Here is a 26,710-nt window from a genome sequence, read left to right on the forward strand (position 1 = left end):
GGTCAGATCTTTAGAAGCAGTCAGATCTCCAAAAGCCGTCAGATCTCCAGAAGTAGGCGAGACGGGTCCTCGATGGCTTCCTTCACCTTGACCAGGAAGGTGACGGCGCCTTGCCCGTCCACCACGCGATGGTCGTAGGAAAGGGCCAGATACATCATCGGCCGGGCGACGATCTCGCCATTCCGCACCACGGGGCGCTGCTCGATGCGGTGCATGCCGAGAATGCCGGATTGCGGCGCGTTGAGGATCGGGGTGGACAGCATGGAGCCGTAGATGCCGCCATTGGAGATGGTGAAGGTGCCGCCCTGCATCTCCGCCATGGAGAGCTTGCCGTCGCGGGCGCGGCGGCCGAAATCGCCGATGGTCTTCTCGATCTCGGCGAGGTTCATCTGATCGGCATCGCGGATCACCGGAACCACCAGGCCTTTGTCGGTGCCGACGGCGACGCCGACATGGCAATACTGCTTGTAGACCAGATCGGTGCCGTCGATCTCGGCATTGACGTCGGGCACCTGCTTCAGCGCCTGGCAGCAGGCTTTGACGAAGAAACCCATGAAGCCGAGCTTGACGCCGTATTTGGTTTCGAAGGCTTCGCGGTATTTTTTGCGCAGCGCCATCACCTCGCTCATATCCACATCGTTGAAGGTGGTGAGCATGGCGGCGGTGTCTTGGGCGCTTTTCAGCCGCTTGGCGATGGTTTGGCGCAGCCGCGTCATGGGCACGCGCTCTTCGCGCTCGGCATCCTCGAGGCTTGAGGGCTGGCGCGGCGGCGGGGCCTCCTTCACCGGCTGGCGGGCCAGCAGCTCGGCGGCGGCATCGGTCGCGGCGCCATTGCCCCCCTTCGGCACTGTGCCGCCTTCCTTGGCGCGGAGCACGTCTTCCTTCAGCACCTGGCCGCGGCGGCCGGTGCCTTGCACCTCGTTGACGTTGAGGCCGGATTCTTCCAGCGCTTTGCGCGCGGCGGGCGAGGGCGGCATATCGGTGCCCTCGGATGCGGCTGGCGCAGGGGCGGGAGAAGCCGCAGCGGCGGGTTGCGGGGCAGGCTCCGGCTCTGGCGCTTTCTCCGCTGCTTTGGGCGCGGGCGCCTGGCTGCCATTGCCGCTGCCGGCGCTTGCGCCTTCGCCTTCGGCAATGGCGCCGAGCAGGGCGCCGACCTCGACCGTTTCGCCGGACTCGACGGTGATCTCGGAGAGCACGCCGGCGGAGGGTGCGGGTACCTCGACGGTGACCTTGTCGGTTTCAAGCTCGACCAGGGGCTCGTCCGCATCCACCGTGTCGCCGGCGGATTTGTACCATTGCCCCACGGTCGCCTCGACGACCGATTCCCCTAATGTCGGCACCCGGATCTCTGTGGCCATGACCTCGTTCCTATTGTTCGGCCGTCCCGGCAGGCGTGCAGCCTAGCCCAGGGCGTCATCCAGAAAGCTGTTCAATTCCGCCAAATGCTTGCTCATCAGACCGGTGGCCGTCGCCGCGGAGGCGGGCCGGCCGGTGTAGCGCGGGCGCCGGTGCTCGGCTTCGATGTGATCGAGCACCCAGCAAAGATTGGGATCGATGAAGCTCCAGGCGCCCATATTCTTCGGCTCTTCCTGACACCAGACCATCTCGGCCTGCCGGAAGCGCGAGAGCTCCTGGATCAGGGCGCGGGCCGGGAAGGGGTAGAGCTGCTCGAGCCGCAGGAGATAGACATCGTCGATGCCGCGCTTCTCGCGCTCTTCGTAGAGATTGTAATAGACCTTGCCGGAGCAGAGCACGACGCGGCGCATCTTGTCGTCGGGAACCAGGCGCAGCGCCTCGTCCTTGCCGCTCTCGGCCTCGTCCCAGAGCAGGCGGTGGAAGCTGGTCTCGGGACCGAAATCCTCGATGGCCGAGACGGCGCGGCGGTGGCGCAGCAGGGATTTCGGCGTCATCAGCACCAAGGGCTTGCGGAACTGGCGGTGCAGCTGGCGGCGCAGCACGTGGAAATAATTGGCCGGGGTGGTGCAGTTGCAGATCTGCCAATTGTCCTCGGCGCAAAGCTGCAGGAAGCGCTCCAGCCGGGCGGAGGAATGCTCCGGACCTTGCCCCTCATAGCCATGGGGCAGCAGCAGGACGAGGCCGGACATGCGCAGCCATTTGCGCTCGCCGGAAGAGATGAACTGGTCGATGACCACTTGCGCGCCGTTGGCGAAGTCGCCGAATTGCGCCTCCCACAGGGTGAGCGCGTTGGGCTCGGCGAGGCTGTAGCCATATTCGAAGCCGAGCACCGCCTCCTCGGAGAGCATCGAGTTGATCACCTCGAAGGTGCCCTGCTCCGGCGCGATGTGCTGCAGCGGCGTGTACATCTCCTCGGTCTTCTGATCCATCAGCACCGAATGGCGCTGGGAGAAAGTGCCGCGCTCCACATCCTGGCCCGAGAGGCGGACGCGGAAGCCTTCCAGCAGCAGCGTGCCGAAAGCCAGTGCCTCGGCCATGGACCAATCGATGCGCTTGCCTTCCTCGACCATCTTGCGGCGGTTCTTGAGGATGCGGATCAGCGTCTTATGCGGGGTAAAGTCTTCCGGATAGGAGGTGAGCTTCTCGCCGACCTCCTTCAGCACGTCGAGATCGACGCCGGTGAGGCCGCGGCGGGCGCCTTCGTCGGCAAGGCCGATGCCCGACCATTTGCCGTCCAGCCAGTCGGCGCGGTTGGGGCGGTAGCTGTCGGCGGCGGAAAACTCCTCTTCCAGCGCGTTGCGGAAGTCGGTCTTCATCTGCTCGATCTGCTCGGCGGTGAGCAGGCCCTCATCGACCAGCTGCTTGGAATAGACATCGACGACGCGCGGATGCTTGGCGATGCGCTGATACATCAGCGGCTGAGTGAAGGCCGGCTCGTCGCCCTCGTTATGGCCGTGGCGGCGATAGCAGAACATGTCGATCACCACCGGCTTGCCGAATTCCTGGCGGAACTCGATGGCGAGCTTGGTGACATAGACCACCGCTTCCGGATCGTCGCCGTTCACGTGGAAGATCGGCGCATCGATCATCTTGGCGACGTCGGAGGGGTAGGGCGAGGAGCGGGCGAAGCGCGGCGCCGTGGTGAAGCCGATCTGGTTGTTGACGATGAAGTGGATCGAGCCGCCGGTGCGGTGGCCCTTCAGACCCGACAGGCCGAAACATTCGGCCACCACGCCCTGGCCGGCGAAGGCGGCATCGCCATGCAGCAAGAGCGGCAGCACCTTGTGGCGCTGGCCGTCATGGCGCTGATCCTGCTTGGCGCGCACCTTGCCGAGCACCACCGGATCGACGATCTCCAGATGCGACGGGTTGGCGGTGAGCGACAGATGCACCCTGTTCTCATCGAAGGTGCGGTCGGACGAGGCGCCGAGGTGATATTTCACGTCGCCCGAGCCCTCGACCTCGTCGGGGTGGGAGGAGCCGCCCTTGAATTCGTTGAAGATGGCGCGGAATGGCTTGCTCATCACATTGGAGAGCACGTTCAGCCGGCCGCGATGGGGCATGCCGATGACGATCTGCTCCAGGCCGAGCTGGCCGCCGCGCTTGATGATCTGCTCCAGCGCCGGGACCATGCTTTCGCCGCCGTCGAGGCCGAAGCGCTTGGTGCCGGTATATTTGACGTCGAGAAAGCGCTCGAAGCCTTCCACCTCGATTAGCTTGTTGAGGATGGCGGTCTTGCCTTCGGGGGTGAAGCGGAACTGCTCGTGCTCCACCTCCATGCGCTCCTGAATCCAGCGGCGCTCCACCGGGTTGGAGATGTGCATGTATTCGGCGCCGATATGGTGGCAGTAGCAGCGCTTCAGAATGCCCAGCACATGGCCAAGATTTGCGCTCTCCAGCCCCAGCAAGCCGCCGAGGAAGATGGGCCGGTCGTAATCCTCCGGGGTGAAGCCGTAAGTTTCGGGCTTCAGCTCCGGATGCTCCTGGCCCTCGGTGAGGCGCAAGGGATCGAGCTCGGCGATGAGATGGCCGCGCTGGCGGTAGGAGCGGATGATCTGGGCGGCGCGCAGCGTATCGTTGGCGGCGGCGGTGGCGTCCGCTTCGCCGATGGCGGCGATCGCCTTGGCCGGGCTCGGCGCGGCTTCGGTCTCGGCGGCTTGCGGCGGACGCCAAGACGGTGCCTGCGCTTCGGCAAGCACCGTGTTCGCCTCATCGCCGAGGGAATCGAAGAAGTCCCGCCAGTCCTGGCCGATTGCACTCGGGTCGCGCTTATAGAGCGCGTAGAGCTGCTCCATGTAGGCGGTGTTCGCGCCCTGGAGGAACGACGTGCGTAGGAAAACGTCGTTCAGCGGTTGCCTGGTCATCGACCTTACCTTGCCGGTATTAGGTTCCGGCTATAGGCGAATATGTGAGCCTGACGAAACTTCGTTCATGCTCCATTTAATACTTTGAGGAGCGTACTTCCAAGAGCAGCAGGCGATTGTGACATTACAATGCCAGCCGCCTCCATTGCTGCGACCTTGTCCTTGGCTGCGCCCTTGCCGCCGGAGATCACGGCGCCGGCATGACCCATGCGGCGGCCGGGCGGGGCGGAAGCGCCGGCGATGAAGCCGACGGTCGGCTTTTTGACCGGGCTGGCGGCGAGGTAAGCGGCCGCTTCCTCTTCGGCGCTGCCGCCGATTTCGCCAATCATGATAATGGCTTCGGTGGAATCGTCGCCGAGGAACAGCTCCAGGCAGTCGATGAAGTTGGTGCCGTTGACGGGGTCGCCGCCGATACCGATGCAGGTCGACTGGCCGAGACCGGCCGCGGTGGTCTGGGCCACGGCCTCGTAGGTCAGGGTGCCGGAGCGGGACACGATGCCGACCTTGCCGGGACGGTGGATATGTCCGGGCATGATGCCGATCTTGCACTGATCCGGGGTGATGACGCCGGGGCAGTTGGGGCCGATGAGCCGCGTCTTGCTGCCGGTGAGCGCCCGTTTCACCTTCACCATGTCGAGCACCGGGATGCCTTCGGTGATGCAGACGACCAGCGGCAGCTCGGCGTCGATGGCCTCCAGGATGGCGTCGCCGGCGAAGGGCGGCGGCACGTAGATCACGGATGCGTTGGCGCCGGTGGCGTCCACCGCCTGCTGCACGGTGTCGAAGATCGGCAGGCCGATATGGCTGGTGCCGCCTTTGCCCGGCGTCACGCCGCCCACCATGGTGGTGCCGTATTCGATGGCCTGCTCGGTGTGGAAGGTACCTTGCGCGCCGGTGAGACCCTGGCAAATCACCCGGGTCGATTTATCGATCAAAACACTCATTTACGCGCCTCCCACCTCGGCAACGATCTTCTTCGCCGCATCGTCCAGATCGTCGGCCGGGACGATGGCGAGGCCGGAGCTTGCCAGCAGTTCCTTGCCCTTCTCCACATTGGTGCCTTCCAGGCGGACCACCAGCGGCACGGTGATATTGGTTTCCTTGGCCGCTGCGATGATGCCTTCGGCGATGACGTCGCAGCGCATGATGCCGCCGAAGATATTCACCAGAATACCCTTCACGTTGGGATCGGACAGAATGATCTTGAAGGCCTCGGTGACCTTCTCCTTGGTCGCGCCGCCGCCGACATCGAGGAAGTTGGCGGGCTCGCGGCCGTAGAGCTTGATGATGTCCATGGTCGACATGGCGAGGCCGGCGCCGTTCACCATGCAGCCGATATCGCCGTCGAGCTTCACGTAGGAGAGATCGTATTTCGAGGCCTCGACCTCGGCCGGATCCTCCTCGTTGATGTCGCGCAGCTCCAGAATGTCCTTGTGGCGGAACAGGGCGTTGTCGTCGAAACCCATCTTGGCGTCGAGGCAGCGCAGCTGTCCGTCCTCGCCGACGATCAGCGGGTTGATCTCGATCAGGCTGCAATCCTTGTCGAGAAACAGCTTGTAGAGGCTGGCGACCAGCTTGCCGCATTGCTTGGCGAGATCGCCTTCCAGCTTCAGCGCTGCGGCGACCTTGCGGCCATGGAACGGGCTGAGGCCGGAGGCCGGGTCGACGCTGAAGGTGAGGATTTTCTCGGGCGTCTCGGCAGCGACCTGCTCGATATCCATGCCGCCTTCGGTGGAGGCGACGAAGGCGACGCGGCCGTCGGCGCGGTCCACCAGCATGGAAAGATAGAGCTCGCGGGCAATCGCCGAGCCTTCTTCGACATAGACCTTGCGGACCAGGCGCCCGGCGGGGCCGGTCTGCGGGGTGACCAGGGTCATGCCCAGCATGCGCTCGGCTTCCGCCTTCAGCTCGTCGATGGTCTTGACCAGCTTGACGCCGCCGCCCTTGCCGCGCCCGCCGGCGTGGATCTGAGCCTTCACCACGAGGGTGTCGGTGGAAAGATGGCTCTTCGCCTCCACCGCCTCTTCGGGCGTTTCGGCAAGATGGCCTTCGGCGACAGGCGCGCCGTATTCGCGCAGCAGCGCTTTGGCTTGGTATTCGTGAATGTTCATAGAGGCCGGTTACTCAGCTTCGTTGGGAAAAATACGATCGGCGATTGTTATGTCGGCCCTTAAGACGTTTCCGTAGGCACGTCTACGCCGCCGCCGCGCCGAGGCTCGGGGCGATCTTCTTGCAGGCCTCGACGAGGCCTTTAACCGATTCAACCGATTTCATGAAGGCGTCGCGTTCCGGACCGGTGAGATCGAGCTCGACCACCCGGTCGATGCCCTTGGCACCGATCACTGCCGGCACGCCGGCATAGAGGCCTTTGACGCCGTACTCGCCGTTGAGATAGGCGGCGCAAGGCAGCAGGCGCTTCTGGTCCTTGAGATAGGCTTCCGCCATGGCCATGGCCGAGACGGCGGGGGCGTAGAAGGCCGATCCGGTCTTCAGCAGGCCGACGATCTCGGCACCGCCGTCGCGGGTGCGCTGGACGATCTCGTCGAGGCGCTTCTGGGTGATCCAGCGCATCTTGACCAGATCGGGCAGCGGAATTCCGGCGACGGTGGAATAGCGGATCAGCGGCACCATGGTGTCGCCGTGGCCGCCGAGCACCAGGGCGGTCACGTCCTTGACCGAGACGTCGAATTCCTCGGACAGGAAATAGCGGAAGCGGGCGGCGTCGAGCACGCCGGCCATGCCGACCACCTTGTGACTGGGCAGGCCGGACGCGGTCTGCAGCGCCCACACCATGGCGTCGAGCGGATTGGTGATGCAGATGACGAAGGCTTCGGGGGCATATTTGCGGATGCCCGCGCCGACCTGCTCCATCACCTTGAGATTGATTTCCAGGAGATCGTCGCGGCTCATGCCCGGCTTGCGCGGCACGCCGGCGGTGACGATCACCACATCGGAGCCTTCGATCTCGGAATATTCATTGGCGCCGCGGAGCTTGGAGCCATAGCCGTCGACGGGGGCGGATTCGGCAAGATCCAGGGCCTTTCCCTGCGGAACGCCGTCAACCACATCAAACAGAACGACTTCGCCAAGTTCGCGAATGGCCGAAAGAAGCGCGAAGGTGCCGCCGATTTGTCCGGCACCGATCAACGCGATTTTGTTACTTGCCATAGAGCCCCCTCAACCCCAACTGGCGGCCAGTTTACGCGAGTGGCCGGTGATGGCAACCGTCGTCGTCCGCGCCGCGAGGGGGTGTGCAGAGCGCGGTCAAAGCGCCGCCTCCTCGGCGCGGTGCCGGTGACGCTTTTCCAGATAGGAGAGCGAGCGCATCTCCATCAGCCTGGAGGCGGTGCGGAAGAAGCCTTCCGGGCGGTTTCCCCGGTAGAGCGCGTCGGGTTCGGCCTCGGCGGAGGCGATGAGGCAGACGCCGTTGTCGTAGAGCGCATCGATCAGCGTGGTGAGGCGACGTGCGGCATTCTGACGCTCCGGCGGCAGGAGCGGGATCTTGTCGATCAGCACGGTGTGATAGCTGTGGGCGATGCGCTGATAGTCCTCCGGGCCGAGCGGCTTCTCGCAAAGATCTTCGAAGGCGAAACGGGCCGCGCCGAGTGCCGCGCAAGGCACCTCGATATGGCGTCCCTTGACGGTCAGCGTATCGGGCTCGCCGCCGTCGCGTCCGGTGAGCTTGTGCCAGCTCTGATCCAGCGAGCGGGTCGCCGTCTCGTCGGCCGGGGTGAGGTAGAGATTGCTGCCAGCCAGACGCTCCAGGCGGTAATCCTTTGCGGCATCCAATTCCAGCACCGCCATGCGCTGTTGGATCAGGGCGATGAAGGGCAGGAAGAGCTGGCGGTTGAGGCCGCCCTTATAGAGATCTTCCGGCGCGGTGTTGGAGGTGGCGACGATGGTCACGTTCTTGGCGAACAGCGCTTCGAACAGCCGGCCGATCACCATGGCGTCGGCGATATCCTCGATCTCCAGCTCGTCGAGGCAGAGCAGCTTCAAATCCTTGGCGAGGCTAAGGGCGGCGCTTTGCACCGCATCCTTGTTCTTGTCCTTGCGGGCGGCCTCGATGGCCTCATGGGCCTCGGTCATGAATTCCTGGAAATGCACGCGGCGCTTTTCTGGTGTCGGAACCGTCTCGAAGAACAGGTTCATCAGCATGGTCTTGCCGCGGCCGACGGAGCCGAAGACATAGAGGCCGGGAATGGCGCCGGGCTTCTTGGCGAAGGGGTTGAGGCGTTTGGCGAGGCCGCCGCCGTTTTCTTCGGCAAGCCGGTCCGCCAAGCCCTGCAAGCTTTGCGCGGCTTGTTCTTGCGCCGGATCGAAGTCGATCTCGCCGGATTCGATCAGCGCTTCATATTTTTTGCTCAGTTTCATGGTCGATATCTTTCGCGCGGCCGGGGCGCCTTGCGGTGACGGGCGGACGGCAAGCCGACCCAGGAGGTGCCAGTATTCATGTGGCCTTAGCAATGCTGCAGGAATTGTGCCGCGGGCGGAGCAACGTAGCTTCGCCGGTTTTATTGTTGCCGCTGAATGTTTCCAAGCCGTAGCGGCGGAAAGGAATATGCATGATGAAACGCTTGATTTCCGCGCTGGGGGTGGTTGCGGTGCTGGCCGGATTTTCCGGGCCTTCAGCTGCCGAAACCCCGGCGATCACCAAGGAAGAGGCCCATGAGATCGGGGTCAACGCCTATCTCTACTTCTATCCCCTGATCACCATGGATCTGACTCGGCTGCAGTCGCTGAATCTGCCGCCGGACGAAGGCTTGAGCGGCCCGCCGAACAAGTTCTTCAATCTGCCGGCCTTTCCGCCGGCCGATATGCGGCAGGTGGTGCGGCCCAATTTCGACACGCTGTATTCCTCCGCGTGGCTCGATTTGACCGACGGGCCGGTGGTGGTCTCGGTGCCGGACACCGATGGGCGCTATTACCTGTTGCCGATGCTGGACATGTGGACCGACGTGATCGCCTCTCCCGGCTGGCGCACGACGGGAACCAAGGCTGGAACCTTCCTGATCACGCCGCCGGATTGGCGGCCGGAACTGAAGGACGGCTTCGCCAAGGAATTGGGATTGCCCGAGGGCACGCAGCGGATCAGCGCCTCGACCCCCTGGCTCTGGGTGATCGGCCGTACCAAGACCGACGGGCCTTCCGATTATCCGGCGGTGCATAAGATCCAGGCCGGATACAAGATCACGCCGCTGGCCAATTGGGGCAAGGACGTGCCGGCGCCGGACTATAAGCGCGACCCGTCGTTCAACGTGAAGACGCCGCCGAAGCTGCAGATCGATTCCATGGCGGCCGACAAGTACTTCGCCTATGCGGCGGAGCTGCTGAAAACCAATCCGCCGCATTTCACCGACCGGCCGATCATCGCGCGGATGAAGCGGCTCGGCATTGTGCCTGGCGAAAGCTTCGATCTGAGCAAGGCGCCGGAAGCGGTGCAGGCCGGGCTGAAGGATGCGCCGAAAGATGCGCAGGCGCTGATGGCGTGGAAATTCCCGACGGTGGCGCGCAATGCCAATAACTGGTCGATGAATACCGACACGGTGGGCGTCTACGGCAACTACTATCTGAAGCGCGCGATCATGACCCAGCAGGGGCTTGGCGCGAATGTGCCGGAAGATGCGGTGTATCCGCTGAGCCTGGGCGACAAGGACGGTAAGCCGCTGGACGGCAACAAGAATTACCGTATCCATTTCGCCAAGGGTGAGCTGCCGCCGGTGCAAGGCTTCTGGTCGGTCACGCTGTATGACGATCAGGGTTTTCAGGTGCCCAACAGCCTTAATCGGTTTGCCCTGAGCAGCTGGATGGACATGAAGACCAATCCGGACGGATCGCTCGATCTGCTCATTCAGAACCAGAAACCGGACGGCGATATGAAGGCCAATTGGCTGCCGGCGCCGAAGGGGCCGTTTACCCTGACCATGCGGCTCTATGCGCCGGATTCGGCGGTGCTGACGGGCAAATGGAACCCGCCCGCCATCGCGCCGGTGGAGTAGGCCTAGAGCAATCGAAGGGGGTGGGCCGGCTAGCGGTCCACCTCTTTCACCAGCGGCGCGTCCTTCGGCTTGATGCGGACGACATAGAGCTTGGCGGTATGATCGGTGCTCGGGTTCCTGCCGCGATGAACCAGATCGGGGGCCAGGTGGAAATTGCCGCCGGTGGCGAGCTTGGTCTCGCCTTCGCCTTCCACCTCGACGATGAACGGTCCGCGCAGCACATAGACGATCTCCTGGGCGCCGGGATGGGTATGCCAGGGAAGCGTGGTGTTTGCCGGGATGGTGTAGAGCTGCGCCTTCACCTCATAAGCGGGGTCGCTGGCCAGATCCTCGCTCATCAGCTCGGTTGCCGTGGTGGTCTCGGCATAGCTTCCTTCGAGGGCATACGTGCTGCCGGGGAGGAGGCTGAGGGAAAGCAGCGCGGCGAACACCGACATGGATGCGTGCCGTATCATGACGAGGTTCCCGCATAGCGGATCCAGCCAGTGCCCTCGAAGCGGGGCGGGAACAGATCGGGATGGGCGATCTCGGCGAGGATCTCCAGGCTCTCCACCACGCGTGGGCCGGGCCGGTTGAAATACTGGTTGCCGTCGGCGACGAAGATTTTTCCGTCGCGCACCGCTTTCAAATCCTGCCAGCCGGGTTTCGCCTCCAGGATCGGCATCTCCTGCAGGGTGCGCGGGATATCGAAGCCGCAAGGGTGGACGAAGACGATGTCGGGATCCTCCTTGAGGATGTCGTCCCATTCCACCCAAGGCGAGGGCTCGCCGGGCTTGGCAAGAAAATCGGTGGCGCCCGCCATCTCCACCAGCTCCGGCATCCAATTGCCGCCGCCCATCATCGGGTCGATCCATTCGATCATGGCGATGCTCGGCTTGCTCTTGGCTTTGCGGGCCTCCGCGGCGATCGTTTCCATGCGCGCCATAGAGCGCGCGATCAGCGTCTCGCCCGCCTCCGGGTCGCCGAGGGCGGAGGCCACCTTAGCGATGTCGGCCCAGATATCGGCAAGGCTGCCGGGATGCAGCGAGACGATCTCAGCATTTCGGCCGGACCAGGCGCAGACCGCGTCCTCCACGTCGGAGAGGCTGACGGCGCAGACCTCGCAATGATCCTGGGTGACGATGATATCGGGGGAAAGGCTCTCCAGCGCGTCGGCATCGACCCGGTAGACGGAGAGCCCCTCTTCGACCACGGCTTTCACCCGCTTATCGATCTCGGAGCTGCTCCCTTCGACCGGGAATTTCGGCTCGGTGAGCTGGGGCAGCTCTAAGATATCCGGCGGGTAGTCGCATTCGTGGGAGCGGCCGACCAGCCGGTCGCGGGCGCCGAGGGCGCAGACGATCTCGGTGGCGCTGGCGATCAGCGACACGATTTTGGCGGGTTTGGCGGGCGCCGGCACTGATTCTCCCATGGCGGGAAGAATAGGGAGGGCGATAGGCTTTTGCGAGGCCGGGTGTCGGGCAGGCGTCGGTTTTGTACCGGCTCGCGGTCCCTCCCTATCTGTTAGGCTGAGGCGGGTGCGGTCCTTTGCGCGACATTTCGTATGGGACGCGATTTCGCCAAGATTCAACCGCGATGGGCTGGCATAGGCGTGCCGATGACAAGAACAGCAACCAGAATTCCGGCCCTCGCGCTTGCCGCGCTGATGGCGCTTTCGCCCGTTCTTTCGGGCTGCGCCGGAAATCCGGCGAGCATGGTCACTAATCTGACCAAAGCGGACCCGACGGCGCCCTATATCGGCCGCAGCAAGCAGGAGATCGTCGCTTGCGCCGGTCAGCCCTATAGCCGTTACGCCACGGGGAAGGGCGAGAATCTGATCTACCACTATAGCGGGGCGGGGCCGGTGCCCGGCGGCGGGTCGGTCAAGAAGGACAAGAAGAAGGATCAGAGTCCGTTCTCCATGACCAAGTCGTCGAGCGGCAATTGGGATTGCGCGGCGACGTTCGGCTTCGAGGGTGACCGTTTGGCGCGGATCACCTATGCGCCGCGTCAGGTGGAGAGCAAATATACCGAGGATGGCCGCCTGAAGAAGAATCTGCCGAGCTGCAGCTTCACGCTGCCCAATTGTCCGGCGCGCTAGCCGCCCGGTTTGTCCGGCATCAGGTCGTAGGGCGCCTTCCAGCCGGGCAGGCGCTGGATGCGGGCCAGCCATTCGGCGATATTGGGCCGTTCATTGTCCCAATCGATGCCGAATTCCGCCGGCCAGTAAAGATAGCCGCAGAGCGAGAAGTCGGCGATGGTCGGGCGCTCCGCCACGACCCATTCGCGGTCTTCCAGATGATTTTCCAGCACCTCGTGGGCCGCCAGCATGCGGTGGCGGAAGGCGTCGAGCACCGGTTTTTCGCCGCCCGGCTTGATGAAGCTCAAATAGCGATAGGTGGCGGTGTAGCCGGTCAACTTGTGGTTGTCCCAGAGCAGCCAGCGCAGGATCTCGCGGCCCTCGTCGCTGTCGGCGGGGCCGAAGCGGCCGAAATGCTCGGCCAGATAATCGAGGATCACGCCGGATTGGGTCAGCGCCTTGTCGCGATGGATGAGGACCGGCACCTCGCCCATCTCGTTCAGCGCCCGGTAGAGCGGCTCGCGTGTCTCGCCGTTGAAAAAGTCGACGAAGCGCGGGCGCCAATCGGCGCCGCAAAGCTGCAGCATCAGCGCCGCCTTATAGGCATTTCCCGACTGGGCGAAGCAATAGAGGGTGAATTCGGCCATGGGCGAGGATCCGAAAAGGCGGGATGGGGCGACTCAATTGCCTGACATCATTGCCAAATTCGGACCCGATGGGAAGGCGACGCCTGGTAGCGGCTTGATCTTGCAATTCAATACACTTCATAGTTGAATATTAAGCATCTGTTTAAGTTAAGTTGTGTGGGAGGGCGAGTATCGTGGTGATGGATCGGGATTACTTTAGCTGGCGGTCGCGGGATTCGGAGCGGCGGCTGAGCAGTGACATGGCACGTCCGCAATCGATGACGAATGGTGCGGCGCCATCGAACGCGGCCGAGCCAGAGTTGGATGCGTCCGCGGAGGTAGAGACCGCGGGCAATGGTCAGGCGGAAAGCCTTGGCGCGGAGCCTTCGGCGGAACCGACGGTGGAAACGCCGCAAGGCGCATCCGCGGACACGGCTTCATTCGGTTTCACTTCCGGGGCCGCAGCTGTTGAAGACGAGCCGGCTCCGGCCGAGCAGGCGGCAGAGCGGGCTGCAGATCCGGCACCGGTCGCCATCTCGGTGAAGGAGCTGGAGGATATCGACTTCACCGAGCCGGCGGCGCTTTGCGTGGCGCGGGCGATCGGTATCGCCAGGGCGCATAACCACACTCGGCTGGATGCCAGCCATCTGGTGCTGGCGATGACCCTCGATCCCGATATCAGCCGCAAGCTGCAGCGGGTGCTCGATGCCGATGTGGCACGGCGGGTGATGACGCGGAAGCTGGCCGAGGAGCCTTGGTTTGTCGGCACCGAGGATAGCAGCAGCGAGCTGGCGATGAGCCCGTTCCTCGCCAAGGTGCTGAGCCGGGCCTCCGATGTCGCCTCGGAGCGGGACCAGAAAGTCTCGCTGATGGATATTCTCTATGGCTTCGATCTGGCGGGCGAGGGAAGTGACATGCTTCAGGAGGACGCCGTCGCTGTCGACACCGCGCCGGCCATCGCGCGGCGGCTGGAAGAGAGCCTGATGCCGTATATGGACCGGCTGCTGGTGGCCCGCGCGGCGGAAATCACCGATCAGCTCGCCCGGGTGCTGGAGCTGCGCATGCCCAACATGGCCAGGAATATCGCAGGCGAGATGCTGGAGCTGATGGCGCAAGAAATGCCGGAGGAGTCGGAGCAAGATTTGCCGCCGCGGAACTCTATCGGTACGCGGCTGAAAGAGCTGCTCGGCCAGCAGCCCGCAGCTTAGGTCAGCCGGCCTTCGTCTTCGCCTACTCCCCGCGCTCGACCATCAGAGCGCGGATGGAGGCGATGGATTTGCCCGGGTTCAGTCCCTTGGGGCAGGCCTTGGTGCAGTTGAGGATGGTGCGGCAGCGGTAGAGCTTGAACGGATCCTCGACATTGTCGAGGCGTTCGCCGGTATGCTCGTCGCGGCTGTCGCTCATCCAGCGATAGGCCTGCAGCAGGGTGGCGGGGCCGAGATAGCGGTCGCCGTTCCACCAATAGGACGGGCAGGAGGTGGTGCAGCAGGCGCACAGGATGCACTCGTAGAGGCCGTCCAGCTTCTCCCGGTCCTCGCGGCTTTGGCGCCATTCCTTGCCCGGAGTGGGGGAATCGGTCTGCAGCCAGGGCTCGATGGAGCGGTGCTGGGCGTAGAAATGGGTCAGGTCCGGCACCAGGTCCTTCACCACCGGCATATGCGGCAGCGGATAGATGGCGATGGTCTCTTTCTGCGCTTCCTCGGCGTGCATGGTGCAGGCCAGCGTGTTGGTGCCGTCGATATTCATCGAGCAGGAGCCGCACACGCCTTCGCGGCAGGAGCGGCGGAAGGTGAGCGTGGAATCGACGTTGTTCTTGATCCAGAGCAGGGCATCGAGAACCATCGGCCCGCAATCGAAGGTATCCACCCAATAGGTATCGACGCGCGGGTTCTCATCGGTGTCGGGATCGTAGCGATAGACCCGGTAGGCGCGCCAGCGGCCCTCTTCGGCATCCTTGGGCGGCGGATTCCATTCCTTGCCCTGGTGGATCTTGGAATTCTTCGGAAGCGTGAGTTGGACCATTTTGTTACCGTTCGCTCGCCATTTTTCCGGCGTCATGCCCGGCCTTGTGCCGGGCATCCATGAACACCGACTTCGCGGCTCACCTGTTGAGTCCGCCAAAAAGATCGGCCCAATCGGGATTCTCTCTCTCGATTAGATTGATCTTCCAATCCCGCGGCCATCGCTTGAGCGACTTTTCTCGTGCGATTGCCGGGACAAGCCCGGCAATGACACATCAGCTAAACGATCCCCATCATCAGTACACCCGCTCCTTGGGCTCGATATAGGCGATTTCGTTGGACAAAGTGTAGCTGTGCACGGGGCGCTCGCCCAGGCTCACCGTGTATTTGTCGAAATCGGCATAGGCTAGCGTGTGCTTCATCCAGTTCTCGTCGTCGCGCTTGGGGAAGTCCTCGCGGGCATGGGCGCCGCGGCTTTCCTCCCGGTTCAGCGCGCCGTTGACGGTGACGGCGGCCTGGCAGATCAGATTGTCGAGCTCCAGGGTCTCGACCAGATCGGTGTTCCAGACCAGCGAGCGGTCGGTGACTTTCAGATCCTTGGCCTGCGCCCAGACCTCGCGGATGCCTTTCACGCCTTGCTGCAGAGACTCCTTGGTGCGGAACACGGCGCAGTCGGTCTGCATGGTCTTCTGCATCTTCAGGCGCAGCTCGGCGGTGGGAATGTCGCCGTCGGCGTAGCGGAAATGATCGAGACGGGCGATGGCCTTCTCGCCGGCATCCTTGGGCAGCGGCGCGGAGGCCTTACCGTTGCCGGCGATCTCGGCGCAGCGGAGCGCAGCGGCGCGGCCGAACACGACGAGGTCGATCAGCGAGTTGGAGCCGAGGCGGTTGGCGCCGTGCACCGAGGTGCAGGCAGCCTCGCCCACGGCCATCAGCCCCGGCATCAGCGCGTCCGGATCACCCTTGGTGGGGCGGATCACCTCGCCATGCATATTGGTGGGTATGCCGCCCATATTGTAATGCACCGTCGGCAGCACCGGGATCGGCTCGCGGGTCACGTCGACGCCGGAGAAGATCCGCGCTGACTCGGAGATACCCGGAAGCCGCTCGGCCAGCAGCTTCGGATCCAGATGGCTTAGGTTGAGGTAGACGTGCTCCTTGTTGGGGCCCGCCCCGCGGCCTTCGCGGATCTCGATGGTGATGGCGCGGGAAACCACGTCGCGGGAGGCGAGATCCTTGGCGGTCGGCGCATAACGCTCCATGAAGCGCTCGCCCTCGCCATTGGTGAGGAAGCCGCCCTCGCCGCGCGCGCCTTCGGTGATCAAGACGCCGGCGCCATAGACGCCGGTGGGGTGGAACTGCACGAACTCCATATCCTGCAGAGGGAGACCGGCGCGCAGCACCATGGCGTTGCCGTCGCCGGTGCAGATATGGGCCGAGGTGCAGGAGAAATAGGCGCGGCCATAGCCGCCGGTGGCCAGGATCACCTGCTTGGATTTGAAGCGGTGCAGGCTGCCGTCCTGCAGGCAGAGCGCCATGACGCCGCGGCAGACGCCCTCATCGTCCATGATCAGGTCGATGGCGAAATACTCGATGAAGAATTCCGCCGAATGGCGTAGCGCCTGGCCGTACATGGTGTGCAGCATGGCGTGACCGGTGCGGTCGGCGGCGGCGCAGGTGCGCATCGCCTGGCCGTTGCCGAAATCGACGCTCATGCCGCCAAAGGCACGCTGCAAAATCTTGCCCTGATCGGTGCGGGAGAAGGGCATGCCCCAATGCTCCAGCTCGTAGACGGCCTGGGGCGCATGGCGGCAGAGATATTCGATGGCGTCCTGGTCGCCGAGCCAGTCGGAGCCCTTCACCGTGTCGTACATATGCCAGCGCCAGTCGTCTGGATGCATATTGCCGAGCGAGGCGGCGATGCCGCCTTGGGCAGCCACGGTGTGGGAACGAGTGGGGAAGACCTTGGTGATGCAGGCGGTGCGGAGGCCGGCCTCTGAGCAGCCGACCACGGCACGCAGGCCCGAACCGCCGGCGCCGATCACCACGACATCGTAATCGTGGTCGACGATGGGATAGGCCCGGCCGTTGACCGACGGGGCCCCGTTCAGTTTGTCCTCGGCCATCGGCTAGGCTCCCAGACTGATTTTGACGATGGCGATGGCGCAGGCGAGCCCGGCGCCAATTACGAAGAAGGAGGAGAGCAGCATAACCGGCATGCGGATCGCATCGGATTGGATGTAATCCTCGACGATCTCCTTCACGCCGATGCGGGCGTGGACGGTCACCGACAGCACCAGGCCGAGCATCAGAACCGCGACGATCGGATGGGCGAGATAGGCCTTCACGGTGGCGTAGTCGCTGCCGATATGGAGCAGAATCGAGAAGATCAGGAACAGCACCAGCGGGATATTGGCGACCGCGGTGACGCGCTGGCGCCAGAAGGTCTCCGGCCCCTTATGGGCGGCGCCGAGGCCGCGAGCTTGCGAGAGCGGCGTGCGCATCTAAAGGCTCCCTCTCATCCAGACGCCGACGATCCACAGCAGCAGGTTGAGGTTGGTGGAGCCGATGATGGTGGCCCAAGCGAGCCGCTCGATGGTCGGCTTGTCGAGGGCGTGCAGCGTATCCCAGATCAGATGACGGATGCCGCCGAGGAGATGGTGGATCAGCGCCCAGGTGAACAGGAACAGCAGCACCTGGCCGGGCAGGCTCGACCAGAAGGCCGCCACCTTGGCATAGGCCTCCGGCCCCGCGCTCACCGCGATCAGCCACCAGGCGAAGAGGGCAAAGCCGACCGCCAGCGCCACACCGGAAACCCGGTGGGCCATGGACATCATCATGGTGAGCATCGGGCGATAAACTTGGAGATGCGGCGATAGCGGCCGCTCGATCTCTGTTCTGCCGTCGCTCATGGTGTGATTTTCGAATGACTCCCAGAATTATGTCATAGCCCACGCCGGGCTTCGGGGCAATCTACCCCGCGGCGCGACGTCCGGGCGCGGCGCCGGCTATTTCCCCGGACAGCGTCCCGGCGCTGGTCAGTCGGCGGTGATGACGCCGCAGGCGATGCGCGAGCCGGCATCGCCCGAAGGCTGGCTCTCATAGTCGTCCTCGCCGTCATGAATCATGATGGCGGCGCCGTCCTCGTCGAACAGGGCATTGTCGCCGTTGAAGGTCACCATCGGGTTGAAGACCTCGAAGTCCAGCTTGCCGGAGGCCGGCACGTGGATGTTCGGCATGTCGCCGGCATGGGGTCCGGTCTTGCTGAAATAGCCGTGTTCCACATCGGTGGGATTGAAATGGCCGCCGGCGGATTTGAAGGGCGGCTCGCATTTGCCCACTGCGTGGATATGGAAGGCGTGATCGCCGGGCGGGAAGCCCTTCAGCTCGACATCGAGGAGCACGCCATGGGGCGTCTCTTCCAGATCGACCTCGCCGACCGTATTGCCGTCGACGTCCTTCAGGGTCGCCTCGGCTTCGGGCGCATCGGCGAAAGCCGGGGCGGCGAAGGCGAGGCCTGCCGCTACGATGGCGGCGGGAAGGGCGAAACTCATCTTCGGCATGGAAATCCTCCTCGTAAACTTAAGCTGCTTGGCGTTCCGCGCATCATTGCATGCGGATCGCAAGGCGTAACGCTGCAAACCGCATGATAGTTGTCGCCAAGTTGCAGGCAAATGAATGCAAAGCCGCCGACGGGAGGCAGCTTCCCTAGCGCGGCAGCACCAGCCAGCAATCGAAATCGAGCACCACGCCGTCCTCGTATTTGCCGTCTTCCTTGACCCCGGGGAACTCGGCCGGGTCGCGGTCCTTCACGGCGAAGAGGCGGACGCGCAGGGCGCCGAGATCGTCGCGGCCCTCGAGCTCGGCTTTGTCCAGCACCTCGCTCCAGGCATAGATGGTGTCACCGGCGAAGGACGGGGCGACATGGCTGGCGCCGTTCAGGGCGGCGAGATGGAAGGCGTTGGCCAGGCCGTTAAACTGCAGCGCGCGGGCGATGGAGATGATGTGGCCGCCATAGACCAGGCGGCGGCCGAAGCGCCCCTGGCCCTCGATATGCTGGTTGAAATGCACCCGCGCGGTGTTCTGGAACAGGCGGGTGGCGATCTGGTGCTCGGCCTCCTCGATGGTCATGCCGTCGAAATGATTGATCTTCTGGCCGACCTCGTAATCGCCCCAGCGGAGCGGCGAGCCGGCGAGATCGAAATCGTAATGGCCCATGTCGAGGCTCGGCAGAGCACCGCCGATGGTTGCGGGATCCACGGCCTTGTCGAGCTCGGGAATCACCGTCTCGGGCGCCGGCGCATCGAGATTGCGCTTGTTGACCATCACCCAGCGGGCGAATTCCAGCACCTTCTCGCCGTTCTGGTTGGTGCCGGTGGAGCGCACATAGACGACGCCGTTCTTACCTGAAGAGTTCTGCTTCAGCCCGATCACCTCGGAGACGGAGGCCAGGGTATCGCCGGGATAAACCGGCTTCAGGAAGCGGAATTCGGCATAGCCGAGATTGGCGATAGCGTTGCGCGAGACATCCGGCACGGTCTTGCCGATGACGATATGGAAGACCAGATCGTCGGCGATCGGGGCCACCGGATAGCCGATCCCTTGCGCGAAATGATCGGAGGATTGAACCGCGAAACGGCCGCCATAAAGCCCGGTGAACAGGCTGGTGTCGCCCACGGTGAGGGTGCGTGGCGTGGCGTGGACGATCTTTTGGCCGAGGGAGAAGTCTTCGAAAAAATTACCGGCAGCAGGATTCTTCATGGGTCGTGTCGTGTGATCTTGCGCTGTTGTCGATGGGAAGGTGCGGGAGCGCTGACGGCCCCCGGCGGAATTGGCGCGACCATATCGGCGGGATATCCGCCTGTCACGCCTAGGTTTCGCGGTCCTTCGCCACCGGGGTAGGGCCCCGGAACAGAATGCGCTGATAGAACCAGCCGATGCCCAGCAGGACCGCGCCGAGGCCGAGGAAGGAAACCGCCCGATAGATGCCGGTGAGCCCGGCCATATCGATGAAGAAGACCTTCAGCACGGTGAGCACAACCACGGCGGCGGAGGCGGCGCGCAAGGAGAGCGAGCGGCGCGCGATGCCGAAGGCCAGCAGCGCCACGCCGAAGGCGAGCCAGACCACCGAATAGGTGTATTGCTCGGCATCGGAGACGTGGAAGCTGGAGAGGATCGGGCCCTGATAGAAGCGGCGGACCTCAAAAGAGAGATAGACCAGCACCAGCGCCACGGCGGTATAGGCGAAAGTCCGGGAATAGGCCGGCGGCCGGGTCTTGGCGGTGACCAGCGAAAGCCGCCAGCACAAGAAGGCCGGGAACGCATAAGCGAGGAGCAGCAGGTTGAGGATCAGCCCGCCGACGGGCTCTGGCCGGAACAGCGGATTGACGTCGATACCGAGGCCGAAGCCGATGCCGAGCAAGGCGAGGCCGGCCAGGATCAACGCCCCCCAATCGTAGACAATGCGCTCGGCGTTCAGGCGGCCGCGCTCCAGGCCGGTGGCGAGGGCGAGCCAGACGATGATCTGAAGGGCGACCTCGGTCAGGCTGGTTCCGCCGCGATAGATATCGAGGCCGGTCAGGTGGCGGATCTCGAAGAAGAACAGCAGCACGGTGCAAAGCAGGGTGGCGCTTTCGGCCAGGCGGGTGACGCCGTCGGCGCGCTGGCGGCGGAGCATGCGCGCGGCCGCCCAGAAGGCGAGTGCCGGAATGCCGTAGCCATAGAGCAGCCAGTTCAGAATCGGCGTCTCGCCGATGGCGTTGCCGACGATCTGCGGGTCCCAGGCGAAGCGGGCCAGAACGGCGGCGATCAGCGCGCCGGCGAGAGGGCGCAGGATGCGCAAGCGCCGCTTCTCGGCGATCCAGGCGATACCCGGCACCATCAGGGCGAGGGCGATTGTCAGCCATCCCTTCTCCAGCGCCATGGTGAGCGCAAGCGCCAGGGCGCCGACCGCGCCAATGGCGAAGAGCGCCGTTGCGGTGGCGATGCCGGCGCGTGCGGCGCGCTTGCTCAGCATCTCGGTGGCGAAGGCGAAGAGACCGGCGAGCACCAGCGCGGCGGCCGCAAAGGGCAAGGAGCGCTCGAAGCTGGCGATCTGGTAGTAGACGGCGATCAGCAGGGCGATGGGGGTGAAGACTGCCGCGGCGGCCCAGCAGGCTGCCGGTTTTGCGTTGGGGAGGCGGCCCTGGATCAGGAAGCCGGCACCGCCGAACAGCCCGGCGAAGCCGAGCGCCCAGAGCAGGTGCGCATCGAAGCCGGGCACGCGCTGGATCTGCGGCTGCTGGCTGAGATCCCAGGTGGTGTAGACCGACTGGATGTCGATCTGGGCAGACCAGGCGAGGAAGAGCAGGGCGACGAAGAGGCTTGCGGCGAGAACCGTGCCAGTGGCCGAGACCGCCTTCCAGGCAACTGCCAAGGCAATGGCGACCAGCAGGGCGAAGCCCCAAAGCGCCGCGCCGTCATGGCCGGTGGCCAGCACGATGCCGAGCCCGCCTAAGAGATAGGCGGCGAGGACACCGGAGGAGACAGCGTCGATCTTCGGCCGTTCCTGCTCCGGTCCGAGGAAGAAGCCGGAGACGATCAGCGCCGCGGCGAGGCAAAGTCCGGCGATGACGTGGAAGAGATGCGGCAGCAGCACGCTGGCACCGGTCTTATCCATGTCGGGCAGGGTCCAGAACAGGGCGAAGCAAGTTGCCGCGATGGCCAGCCAGCGCCAGAGCCTTGCCCGGGCCAGCGCGAAGGCGGCGGCGCTGACAATGGCGAGATAGAGATACAGCCCCCAGTAATTCGGCTCCGGGGTGGAGATCATGGCCGGGGTGAGAAAGGCGCCGATCAGGCCGAGTCCGGCCAGCGCCGGCCCGTGCAGCAGCGCGGCCGCCAAGGTGATCAGGGCGACGAGGCCGAGCAGCAAAAAGGCGAGGCCCGGGCCGATGAAGCCGTAGAGTCCATGGGCGGCGTAGATATCGGCATAGGCGATGGTGGTGCCGACGGCGGTGAGGATGCTCGGAATGTCGGCATTGGGGGCGACGGCGAGACGCGAGTGGAGCTCGTTGCGGCGGGTCCATTCACCGGCGGCGATGACGATGGCGGCGAGGATCGCGCCAAGCAGGATGCGGGCGCCGGGGCCGAACCAGCCCTGCTCGATGGAATAGCGGAGCAGGAAGAAGCCGCCGAGCGCCAGGGCGATGCCGCCGGCCCAGACCACCCATTGGGTGCCGAAGCGTTCTTCCAGTCCGATTGTTTGGGCCGGCGCTGGAGGCGGAGAGGGTGCCTCCGGCTCTCCGGCGACAGACTTTTCCTCGTGGCTAGCGGGGGCCTCTTCGCTGCCCGGTTCTTCGGCCGGTTCGGAGATTTTGCCGCCGCCGGCCATTTTCCGCGCTTCGGCGAGGCGTGCGGCCCGAATGCTGCGGAGAGCCTCGGGGGTACTATCGAGCTCGCTGCTTGGGGCAGGTTCCGGCGCTTCCGCAGTGTCCGGTGTTTCGCCGGGCGCGCCGAGGCTCAAGACGGCGCGGCGGAGCTTGGCGACCTCGATTTCGAGATCGGAGATCCGCTTGCGCTGGCCGATCGCGAGCCAAAAGCCGACAAAGCCCAGCGCGAGCAGGGCGACGATCAGCAGGACGAGGGCATAAAGCATCGACATCGCGAGAGGGACCGTGAAAAGGCGGACGCGCTCCCGATGCGGGGGACGAAAACGTCCCGCGAGAGCCGAAGTGCCGGTTGGTTACGGCACGATAGAGATGTTTGAGGGCCGCAAAAGGGCAAACAAAAAGGCGGCGCCCGCTTCTCGCAAGGCACCGCCTTTTGTCTAGTTCGCGTTAATCGCTAAGGATTTACGCGCGGTCCAGCTCAGCCGGGAGATAGGAAGTCACTTCCATGCCAGCTTCGGACTCGGTGATCTCGGGTTTCAGCCACGTCTTCATGGGTTCGTCTCCTCTTTCCAATTCTGATTATAAATATAGCGATGCCCGATGAGCACCGCATGAAATGGACATTAAAGGAAAATGAAAAGCTGTGGAGCCCAAAAATCCAGAAAAATAGCCGTTTTTCAGCTTTCGCGTGCGGCACTGCAGGCCGACAACCCGCCGAAACGGACCGCGCGTGTTCATGTCATCACGTGAGCGGGTCGCGTAAAACAGGCAAGCGCTCAAGTAGGCCAGAGGCCGGTAGCGCCCTTAATAAAGTGCTCAAATCGGCCCAGGCCGGTAGCGCAAACAAAATCACTCCCATGGTTCGAGACACGCTTCGCCCTTGGCGAAGCGCCCTCACCATGAGGCCCTGCAGGTGTGCTGGCCGGGTGCACAAAGCCGCGCTGAAGTAGCCCAGCGGGCGGTAGCGCACAAAACAAGCGCTCAAGTAGCCCAGCGGGCGGTAGCGCACAAAACAAGCGCTCAAGTAGCCCAGCGGGCGGTAGCGCACACAAAAAAGCGCTCAAGTAGGCCAGAGGCCGGTAGCGCACACAAAAAAGCGCTCAAGTAGGCCAGAGGCCGGTAGCGCATATAAAAAGAAAGGCGACGCCTGCGTTAAGCAGGAGCCGCCCCCTTCAAGACTCACTCAATCGATCGAACGATTAAGCGCGGTCCAGCTCGGCCGGAAGGTAAGACGTCACTTCCATACCAGCCTCGGACTCGGTGATCTCGGGTTTCAGCCAGGTCTTCATGGTCAGTCTCCTTTTGGTTTGAGGTCGCGTTCGACCTACTGAGGATTATGTGGTCAGCGCCAATGAGAACGGCATGACTCGCAGATGAACAGAATCTGACAGGCCGATTAAGACAGATTGACGCAGGGCCTGCCGGCTATTGGAAAAGCTGCATGGCGTTGGCCAAGGTTTGCGACACGCCCCAGATCAGGGGAATGCCGACAAAGGCCCAGGCGAAGACCAGCTTTACCTTGTTTTGAGCCGAGACATCGGTGGTTTCGCTCATGTTTTCTCCTTCCTGCGCGGGTTACGCGCGGGCCTCCTCGGGTTTCTCGTGATGCTTCTCATGCACCGAGTGCATCACCAGGTTGCAGAGGAAGCCTAAGAAGAGCAGCCCTGCCATGATGTACATGGTGATGGTGTAGGCGTCGGCTTTGGCCACGCCGTGGTCGATCTGATACTGGCGGATATAGTTCACCAGCACGGGGCCGAAGACGCCCGCCGCCGACCAGGCGGTGAGCAGGCGGCCGTGAATGGCGCCGACATAGCGGATGCCGAAGATATCTTTCAGATAGGCCGGGATGGTGGCGAAGCCGCCGCCATACATGGAGATGATCACCGCGTAGAGGGCAACGAACAGCGCCACAGAGCCGACCTCCCCGGTCCAGGGCACGGCGGCGTAGAGCGCCATGCCGAGCAGGAAGAAGATCATGTAGGTGGTGCGGCGGCCGATATAGTCGGAGGTCGAGGCCCAGAAGAAGCGGCCCAGCATGTTGAACAGGCTGAGCAGGCCGACGAAGCCCGCCGCCGCGGCGACGGAGATCTTGCCGGGGAACATCTCCTGGCTCATGGCCGAGGCCTGGCCGAGCACGCCGATACCGGCGGTGACGTTGAGGCAGAGGATGGCCCAGAGCAGGTAGAATTGCGGCGTCTTCAGCGCGGTATCGACATGGACGTCGGCGTCGGTGACCAGCTTCTTCGGCTTGGTCGAGGGCACGTAGCCTTCCGGCTCCCAGCCCTTGGGCGGCACGCGGACGATGGTTCCGCCCACCATCATGAAGCACAGATAGATCAGGCCGAGCGTGAGGAAGGTCTCCGCCACGCCGATATGGGTGGGGGTGGAGAATTGCGCCATCAGCCAGACCGACAGGGGCGAGGCGATCATCGCGCCGCCGCCGAAGCCCATGATGGCCATACCGGTGGCCATGCCGGGCCGGTCGGGAAACCAGGTCATCAGCGTCTTCACCGGCGAGATATAGCCGATGCCGAGACCGCAGCCGCCGAGCACGCCATAGCCGAGATAGATCAGCCAGAGCTGATGCACATAGACGCCGAGCGCCGAGATCAGGAAGCCGCCGCCGAAGCAGAGCGCGGCGATGAACATGGCCTTGCGCGGTCCTTGCCGGTCCAGCCAGGTGCCGGTGAAGGCGGCGGAGATGCCGAGAAACACGATGGCGATGGAGAAGATCCAGCCGAGCTCGGTGAGCTTCCAGTCGCCGGGCGCGGATTCGGTGATGCCGATCAGCTTGGTCATCGGCAGGTTGAACACGCTGAAGGCGTAGACCTGGCCGATGCACAGATGCACGCAGAGTGCAGCAGGCGGCACCAGCCAGCGGCTAAATCCAGGTTTTGCGATGATATTGTCGCGGCTGAACCAGCCGCCGGCACTTTGGGTGCCTGCACTGTCTGTCATTTGTTTCCCCCTAGTATTTGCCCGGATTTTTTCTTTGGGCTTACGCGTAGTTTGACGGTCTCAGCTTTGAACCGCAAGGCAAAGCTTCCTGAGCCGTTGCCGCGAACGGCAAAAGGCCGGACGCGAAAACGCCCGGCCTTTCTACCATGTGTCGATTGGATCGATGTGACAGGCGGGGTGCCCGTTTCGCACCCCGCCGTCATCTCTAGCTCGCCTTGCGGAAGCTTTCCTCCGCGCCGCCGGTGGTATCGCCGGCGGTGTAGGATTTGGCGCCGGTCCCGGCCAGATGGCCCTTATCGACGATGAGATATTCGTCGCGGATCGGCCGGCCCTCGAAATAGCATTCGAGGATCTCGCGGGTGCCGGCGGCGTAGCGGGCCTGGGCCGACAGGGTGGTGCCGGAGACATGAGGCGTCATGCCGTGATGGGGCATGGTCCGCCACGGATGGTCCTTCGGCGCCGGCTGCGGGAACCAGACATCGCCGGCATAGCCTGCGAGCTGGCCGCTCTCCAGGGCCCGCACCACCGCGTCGCGGTCGCAGATCTTGCCGCGGGCGGTGTTCACCAGATAGGCGCCGCGCTTCATCTTGCCGATCAGCTCGTCATTGAAGAGATGCTCGGTCTCCGGATGCAGCGGGGCATTGATGGTGACCACGTCGCAGACCTTGACCATGTCCTCGACGGTCTCGTGGAAGGTGAGGTTGTATTGTTCCTCGACCTCCGTCGGCAGGCGATGCTTGTCGGTGTAGTGCAGATGCATGTCGAAGGGGGCGAGCCGCTTCAGCACCGCGAAGCCGATGCGGCCGGCGGCCACGGTGCCGACATGCATACCCTCCACGTCATAGGCGCGCTCGACGCAATCGGCGATGTTCCAGCCGCCGTCGACGATCCACTTGTAGGAGGGGATGTAGTTCCGCACCAGGCTGAGGATCTGCATCACCACATGCTCGGCGACGGAGATGGAGTTGGAATAGGTCTCCTCCGCCACGGTGATGTTGCGCTCGATGGCGGCTTCCAGATCGGTGTGATCGGAGCCGATGCCTGCCGTGACGATCATCTTCAGTTTCGGCGCCTTCTCGATGCGCTCGCGCGTCATATAGGCCGGCCAGAAGGGCTGCGAGATGACGATCTCGGCATCGGGCAGCTCCTGGTCGAGCCGGGAGTTCGGGCCTTCCTTGTCGGAGGTCACCACCAGCTCGTGGCCGTTTTCTTCGAGATATTTGCGAAGACCCAGCTCGCCGGAGACGCAGCCGAGCAGCTCGCCCGGCTTGAAGTCGATGGATTTCGGCGTCGGCGTGGTCATGCCGTCCGGGTAGTGGTCGATTTTCGGGATGTCGTCCCGCGCATAAGCCGGCGGATAACCGTCGACGGGATCGGGGTAAAGAACGCATACGACTTTAGCCATCAGTGTCACTCCTTGGTGCTTGAGGCAAGCCGGTCCCTACCGCCCGTCACAA

Annotated in this window: 24 protein-coding genes; 3 read left to right on the plus strand and 21 right to left on the minus strand. The window is 63.8% G+C overall.

Annotated features, from left to right (window positions below):
- Positions 1-38 precede the first annotated feature (38 nt).
- The 6 genes from odhB to zapE form a co-directional block, all read right to left on the minus strand.
- Entirely contained in the window at positions 39-1,358 is a 1,320-nt protein-coding gene (gene odhB / locus HT051_RS02245) for a 2-oxoglutarate dehydrogenase complex dihydrolipoyllysine-residue succinyltransferase (RefSeq protein WP_174540527.1), read from the minus strand.
- 42 nt (positions 1,359-1,400) lie between these two features.
- On the minus strand, positions 1,401-4,280 hold the full coding sequence (locus HT051_RS02250; protein WP_174540528.1) for a 2-oxoglutarate dehydrogenase E1 component: 2,880 nt from the start codon (positions 4,278-4,280) through the stop codon (positions 1,401-1,403).
- A gap of 65 nt (positions 4,281-4,345) precedes the next feature.
- On the minus strand, positions 4,346-5,224 hold the full coding sequence (gene sucD, locus HT051_RS02255) for a succinate--CoA ligase subunit alpha (protein WP_174540529.1): 879 nt from the start codon (positions 5,222-5,224) through the stop codon (positions 4,346-4,348).
- A complete protein-coding gene (gene sucC, locus HT051_RS02260; protein WP_174540530.1) occupies positions 5,225-6,391 on the minus strand; it encodes an ADP-forming succinate--CoA ligase subunit beta in 1,167 nt (388 codons plus the stop codon).
- Positions 6,392-6,473: 82 nt separating this feature from the next.
- Positions 6,474-7,448 carry a malate dehydrogenase gene (gene mdh / locus HT051_RS02265; RefSeq protein WP_174540531.1) on the minus strand — a complete coding sequence of 325 codons (975 nt, stop codon included), beginning with the start codon at positions 7,446-7,448 and terminating at the stop codon, positions 6,474-6,476.
- A gap of 96 nt (positions 7,449-7,544) precedes the next feature.
- On the minus strand, positions 7,545-8,654 hold the full coding sequence (gene zapE, locus HT051_RS02270) for a cell division protein ZapE (protein WP_174540532.1): 1,110 nt from the start codon (positions 8,652-8,654) through the stop codon (positions 7,545-7,547).
- Positions 8,655-8,848: 194 nt separating this feature from the next.
- Between zapE and HT051_RS02275 the strand changes: the two genes are divergently transcribed.
- Positions 8,849-10,279, plus strand: coding sequence for a DUF1254 domain-containing protein (locus HT051_RS02275; protein ID WP_174542824.1), 1,431 nt, complete (start codon positions 8,849-8,851; stop codon positions 10,277-10,279).
- Between the two features lie 29 nt (positions 10,280-10,308).
- On the opposite strand, the gene HT051_RS02280 is transcribed toward HT051_RS02275, so the two are convergent.
- Together HT051_RS02280 and HT051_RS02285 are read right to left on the minus strand one after the other, a co-directional pair.
- Positions 10,309-10,734 (minus strand): cupin domain-containing protein, encoded by a 426-nt coding sequence (locus HT051_RS02280; protein ID WP_174540533.1) that lies wholly within the window; start codon positions 10,732-10,734, stop codon positions 10,309-10,311.
- A complete protein-coding gene (locus tag HT051_RS02285; RefSeq protein ID WP_208454359.1) occupies positions 10,731-11,678 on the minus strand; it encodes a cobalamin-binding protein in 948 nt (315 codons plus the stop codon). The genes HT051_RS02280 and HT051_RS02285 overlap by 4 nt, the downstream gene beginning before the upstream one ends.
- A 198-nt stretch (positions 11,679-11,876) precedes the next feature.
- On the opposite strand from HT051_RS02285, the gene HT051_RS02290 reads away from it, so the two are divergent.
- A complete protein-coding gene (locus HT051_RS02290; RefSeq protein ID WP_174540535.1) occupies positions 11,877-12,359 on the plus strand; it encodes a hypothetical protein in 483 nt (160 codons plus the stop codon).
- Here HT051_RS02290 and HT051_RS02295 read toward each other — a convergent pair.
- Positions 12,356-12,985, minus strand: coding sequence for a glutathione S-transferase family protein (locus HT051_RS02295; protein ID WP_174540536.1), 630 nt, complete (start codon positions 12,983-12,985; stop codon positions 12,356-12,358). The genes HT051_RS02290 and HT051_RS02295 overlap by 4 nt on opposite strands.
- Positions 12,986-13,284: 299 nt before the next feature.
- Between HT051_RS02295 and HT051_RS02300 the strand changes: the two genes are divergently transcribed.
- Positions 13,285-14,172, plus strand: a complete 888-nt coding sequence (locus tag HT051_RS02300) for a hypothetical protein (RefSeq protein ID WP_174540537.1) — start codon at positions 13,285-13,287, stop codon at positions 14,170-14,172.
- Positions 14,173-14,194: 22 nt separating this feature from the next.
- Here HT051_RS02300 and HT051_RS02305 read toward each other — a convergent pair whose 3' ends face one another.
- From HT051_RS02305 to HT051_RS02355, 12 genes are all read right to left on the minus strand, one after another.
- Positions 14,195-14,986 (minus strand): succinate dehydrogenase iron-sulfur subunit, encoded by a 792-nt coding sequence (locus HT051_RS02305; RefSeq protein ID WP_174540538.1) that lies wholly within the window; start codon positions 14,984-14,986, stop codon positions 14,195-14,197.
- 235 nt (positions 14,987-15,221) lie between these two features.
- Entirely contained in the window at positions 15,222-17,051 is a 1,830-nt protein-coding gene (gene sdhA, locus HT051_RS02310; protein WP_174540539.1) for a succinate dehydrogenase flavoprotein subunit, read from the minus strand.
- Positions 17,052-17,054: 3 nt separating this feature from the next.
- Positions 17,055-17,429, minus strand: coding sequence for a succinate dehydrogenase, hydrophobic membrane anchor protein (gene sdhD, locus HT051_RS02315; RefSeq protein WP_174540540.1), 375 nt, complete (start codon positions 17,427-17,429; stop codon positions 17,055-17,057).
- The gene (gene sdhC / locus HT051_RS02320; RefSeq protein WP_174540541.1) at positions 17,430-17,837 is read right to left on the minus strand and encodes a succinate dehydrogenase, cytochrome b556 subunit; all 408 of its coding nucleotides are present in this window, start codon (positions 17,835-17,837) and stop codon (positions 17,430-17,432) included.
- 126 nt (positions 17,838-17,963) lie between these two features.
- Entirely contained in the window at positions 17,964-18,488 is a 525-nt protein-coding gene (locus HT051_RS02325) for a superoxide dismutase family protein (protein ID WP_174540542.1), read from the minus strand.
- A 145-nt stretch (positions 18,489-18,633) separates the two neighbouring features.
- Complete coding sequence (locus HT051_RS02330) at positions 18,634-19,686, minus strand: MaoC family dehydratase (RefSeq protein ID WP_174540543.1); 1,053 nt, start codon at positions 19,684-19,686, stop codon at positions 18,634-18,636.
- 109 nt (positions 19,687-19,795) lie between these two features.
- Positions 19,796-22,558, minus strand: a complete 2,763-nt coding sequence (locus HT051_RS02335; protein ID WP_208454360.1) for a DUF2339 domain-containing protein — start codon at positions 22,556-22,558, stop codon at positions 19,796-19,798.
- A gap of 196 nt (positions 22,559-22,754) precedes the next feature.
- A complete protein-coding gene (gene pqqA / locus HT051_RS15250; RefSeq protein WP_069094653.1) occupies positions 22,755-22,844 on the minus strand; it encodes a pyrroloquinoline quinone precursor peptide PqqA in 90 nt (29 codons plus the stop codon).
- Between the two features lie 647 nt (positions 22,845-23,491).
- Positions 23,492-23,581, minus strand: coding sequence for a pyrroloquinoline quinone precursor peptide PqqA (gene pqqA / locus HT051_RS02345; RefSeq protein WP_069094653.1), 90 nt, complete (start codon positions 23,579-23,581; stop codon positions 23,492-23,494).
- A gap of 136 nt (positions 23,582-23,717) precedes the next feature.
- Positions 23,718-23,846, minus strand: a complete 129-nt coding sequence (locus HT051_RS15200) for a hypothetical protein (protein WP_256396039.1) — start codon at positions 23,844-23,846, stop codon at positions 23,718-23,720.
- 21 nt (positions 23,847-23,867) lie between these two features.
- Positions 23,868-25,253: an OFA family MFS transporter gene (locus HT051_RS02350; protein WP_174540545.1), complete on the minus strand. Its 1,386-nt coding sequence runs from the start codon at positions 25,251-25,253 to the stop codon at positions 23,868-23,870.
- Positions 25,254-25,458: 205 nt separating this feature from the next.
- Positions 25,459-26,658: an NAD-dependent formate dehydrogenase gene (locus tag HT051_RS02355; RefSeq protein ID WP_174540546.1), complete on the minus strand. Its 1,200-nt coding sequence runs from the start codon at positions 26,656-26,658 to the stop codon at positions 25,459-25,461.
- Positions 26,659-26,710: the final 52 nt, after the last annotated feature.

This window comes from Methyloligella sp. GL2 (assembly GCF_013341275.1).
Lineage (GTDB): Bacteria > Pseudomonadota > Alphaproteobacteria > Rhizobiales > Methyloligellaceae > Methyloligella.

Excerpts from the sequence above, each read along its gene's own strand:
- odhB (WP_174540527.1), bottom strand. The coding sequence starts at position 1,358 with ATGGCCACAGAGATCCGGGTGCCGACATTAGGGGAATCGGTCGTCGAG.
- HT051_RS02250 (WP_174540528.1), bottom strand. The coding sequence starts at position 4,280 with ATGACCAGGCAACCGCTGAACGACGTTTTCCTACGCACGTCGTTCCTC.
- sucD (WP_174540529.1), bottom strand. The coding sequence starts at position 5,224 with ATGAGTGTTTTGATCGATAAATCGACCCGGGTGATTTGCCAGGGTCTC.
- sucC (WP_174540530.1), bottom strand. The coding sequence starts at position 6,391 with ATGAACATTCACGAATACCAAGCCAAAGCGCTGCTGCGCGAATACGGC.
- mdh (WP_174540531.1), bottom strand. The coding sequence starts at position 7,448 with ATGGCAAGTAACAAAATCGCGTTGATCGGTGCCGGACAAATCGGCGGC.
- zapE (WP_174540532.1), bottom strand. The coding sequence starts at position 8,654 with ATGAAACTGAGCAAAAAATATGAAGCGCTGATCGAATCCGGCGAGATC.
- HT051_RS02275 (WP_174542824.1), top strand. The coding sequence starts at position 8,849 with ATGAAACGCTTGATTTCCGCGCTGGGGGTGGTTGCGGTGCTGGCCGGA.
- HT051_RS02280 (WP_174540533.1), bottom strand. The coding sequence starts at position 10,734 with ATGATACGGCACGCATCCATGTCGGTGTTCGCCGCGCTGCTTTCCCTC.
- HT051_RS02290 (WP_174540535.1), top strand. The coding sequence starts at position 11,877 with ATGACAAGAACAGCAACCAGAATTCCGGCCCTCGCGCTTGCCGCGCTG.
- HT051_RS02295 (WP_174540536.1), bottom strand. The coding sequence starts at position 12,985 with ATGGCCGAATTCACCCTCTATTGCTTCGCCCAGTCGGGAAATGCCTAT.
- HT051_RS02305 (WP_174540538.1), bottom strand. The coding sequence starts at position 14,986 with ATGGTCCAACTCACGCTTCCGAAGAATTCCAAGATCCACCAGGGCAAG.
- sdhA (WP_174540539.1), bottom strand. The coding sequence starts at position 17,051 with ATGGCCGAGGACAAACTGAACGGGGCCCCGTCGGTCAACGGCCGGGCC.
- sdhD (WP_174540540.1), bottom strand. The coding sequence starts at position 17,429 with ATGCGCACGCCGCTCTCGCAAGCTCGCGGCCTCGGCGCCGCCCATAAG.
- sdhC (WP_174540541.1), bottom strand. The coding sequence starts at position 17,837 with ATGAGCGACGGCAGAACAGAGATCGAGCGGCCGCTATCGCCGCATCTC.
- HT051_RS02325 (WP_174540542.1), bottom strand. The coding sequence starts at position 18,488 with ATGCCGAAGATGAGTTTCGCCCTTCCCGCCGCCATCGTAGCGGCAGGC.
- HT051_RS02330 (WP_174540543.1), bottom strand. The coding sequence starts at position 19,686 with ATGAAGAATCCTGCTGCCGGTAATTTTTTCGAAGACTTCTCCCTCGGC.
- HT051_RS02335 (WP_208454360.1), bottom strand. The coding sequence starts at position 22,558 with ATGCTTTATGCCCTCGTCCTGCTGATCGTCGCCCTGCTCGCGCTGGGC.
- pqqA (WP_069094653.1), bottom strand. The coding sequence starts at position 22,844 with ATGAAGACGTGGCTGAAACCCGAGATCACCGAGTCCGAAGCTGGCATG.
- pqqA (WP_069094653.1), bottom strand. The coding sequence starts at position 23,581 with ATGAAGACCTGGCTGAAACCCGAGATCACCGAGTCCGAGGCTGGTATG.
- HT051_RS15200 (WP_256396039.1), bottom strand. The coding sequence starts at position 23,846 with ATGAGCGAAACCACCGATGTCTCGGCTCAAAACAAGGTAAAGCTGGTC.
- HT051_RS02350 (WP_174540545.1), bottom strand. The coding sequence starts at position 25,253 with ATGACAGACAGTGCAGGCACCCAAAGTGCCGGCGGCTGGTTCAGCCGC.
- HT051_RS02355 (WP_174540546.1), bottom strand. The coding sequence starts at position 26,658 with ATGGCTAAAGTCGTATGCGTTCTTTACCCCGATCCCGTCGACGGTTAT.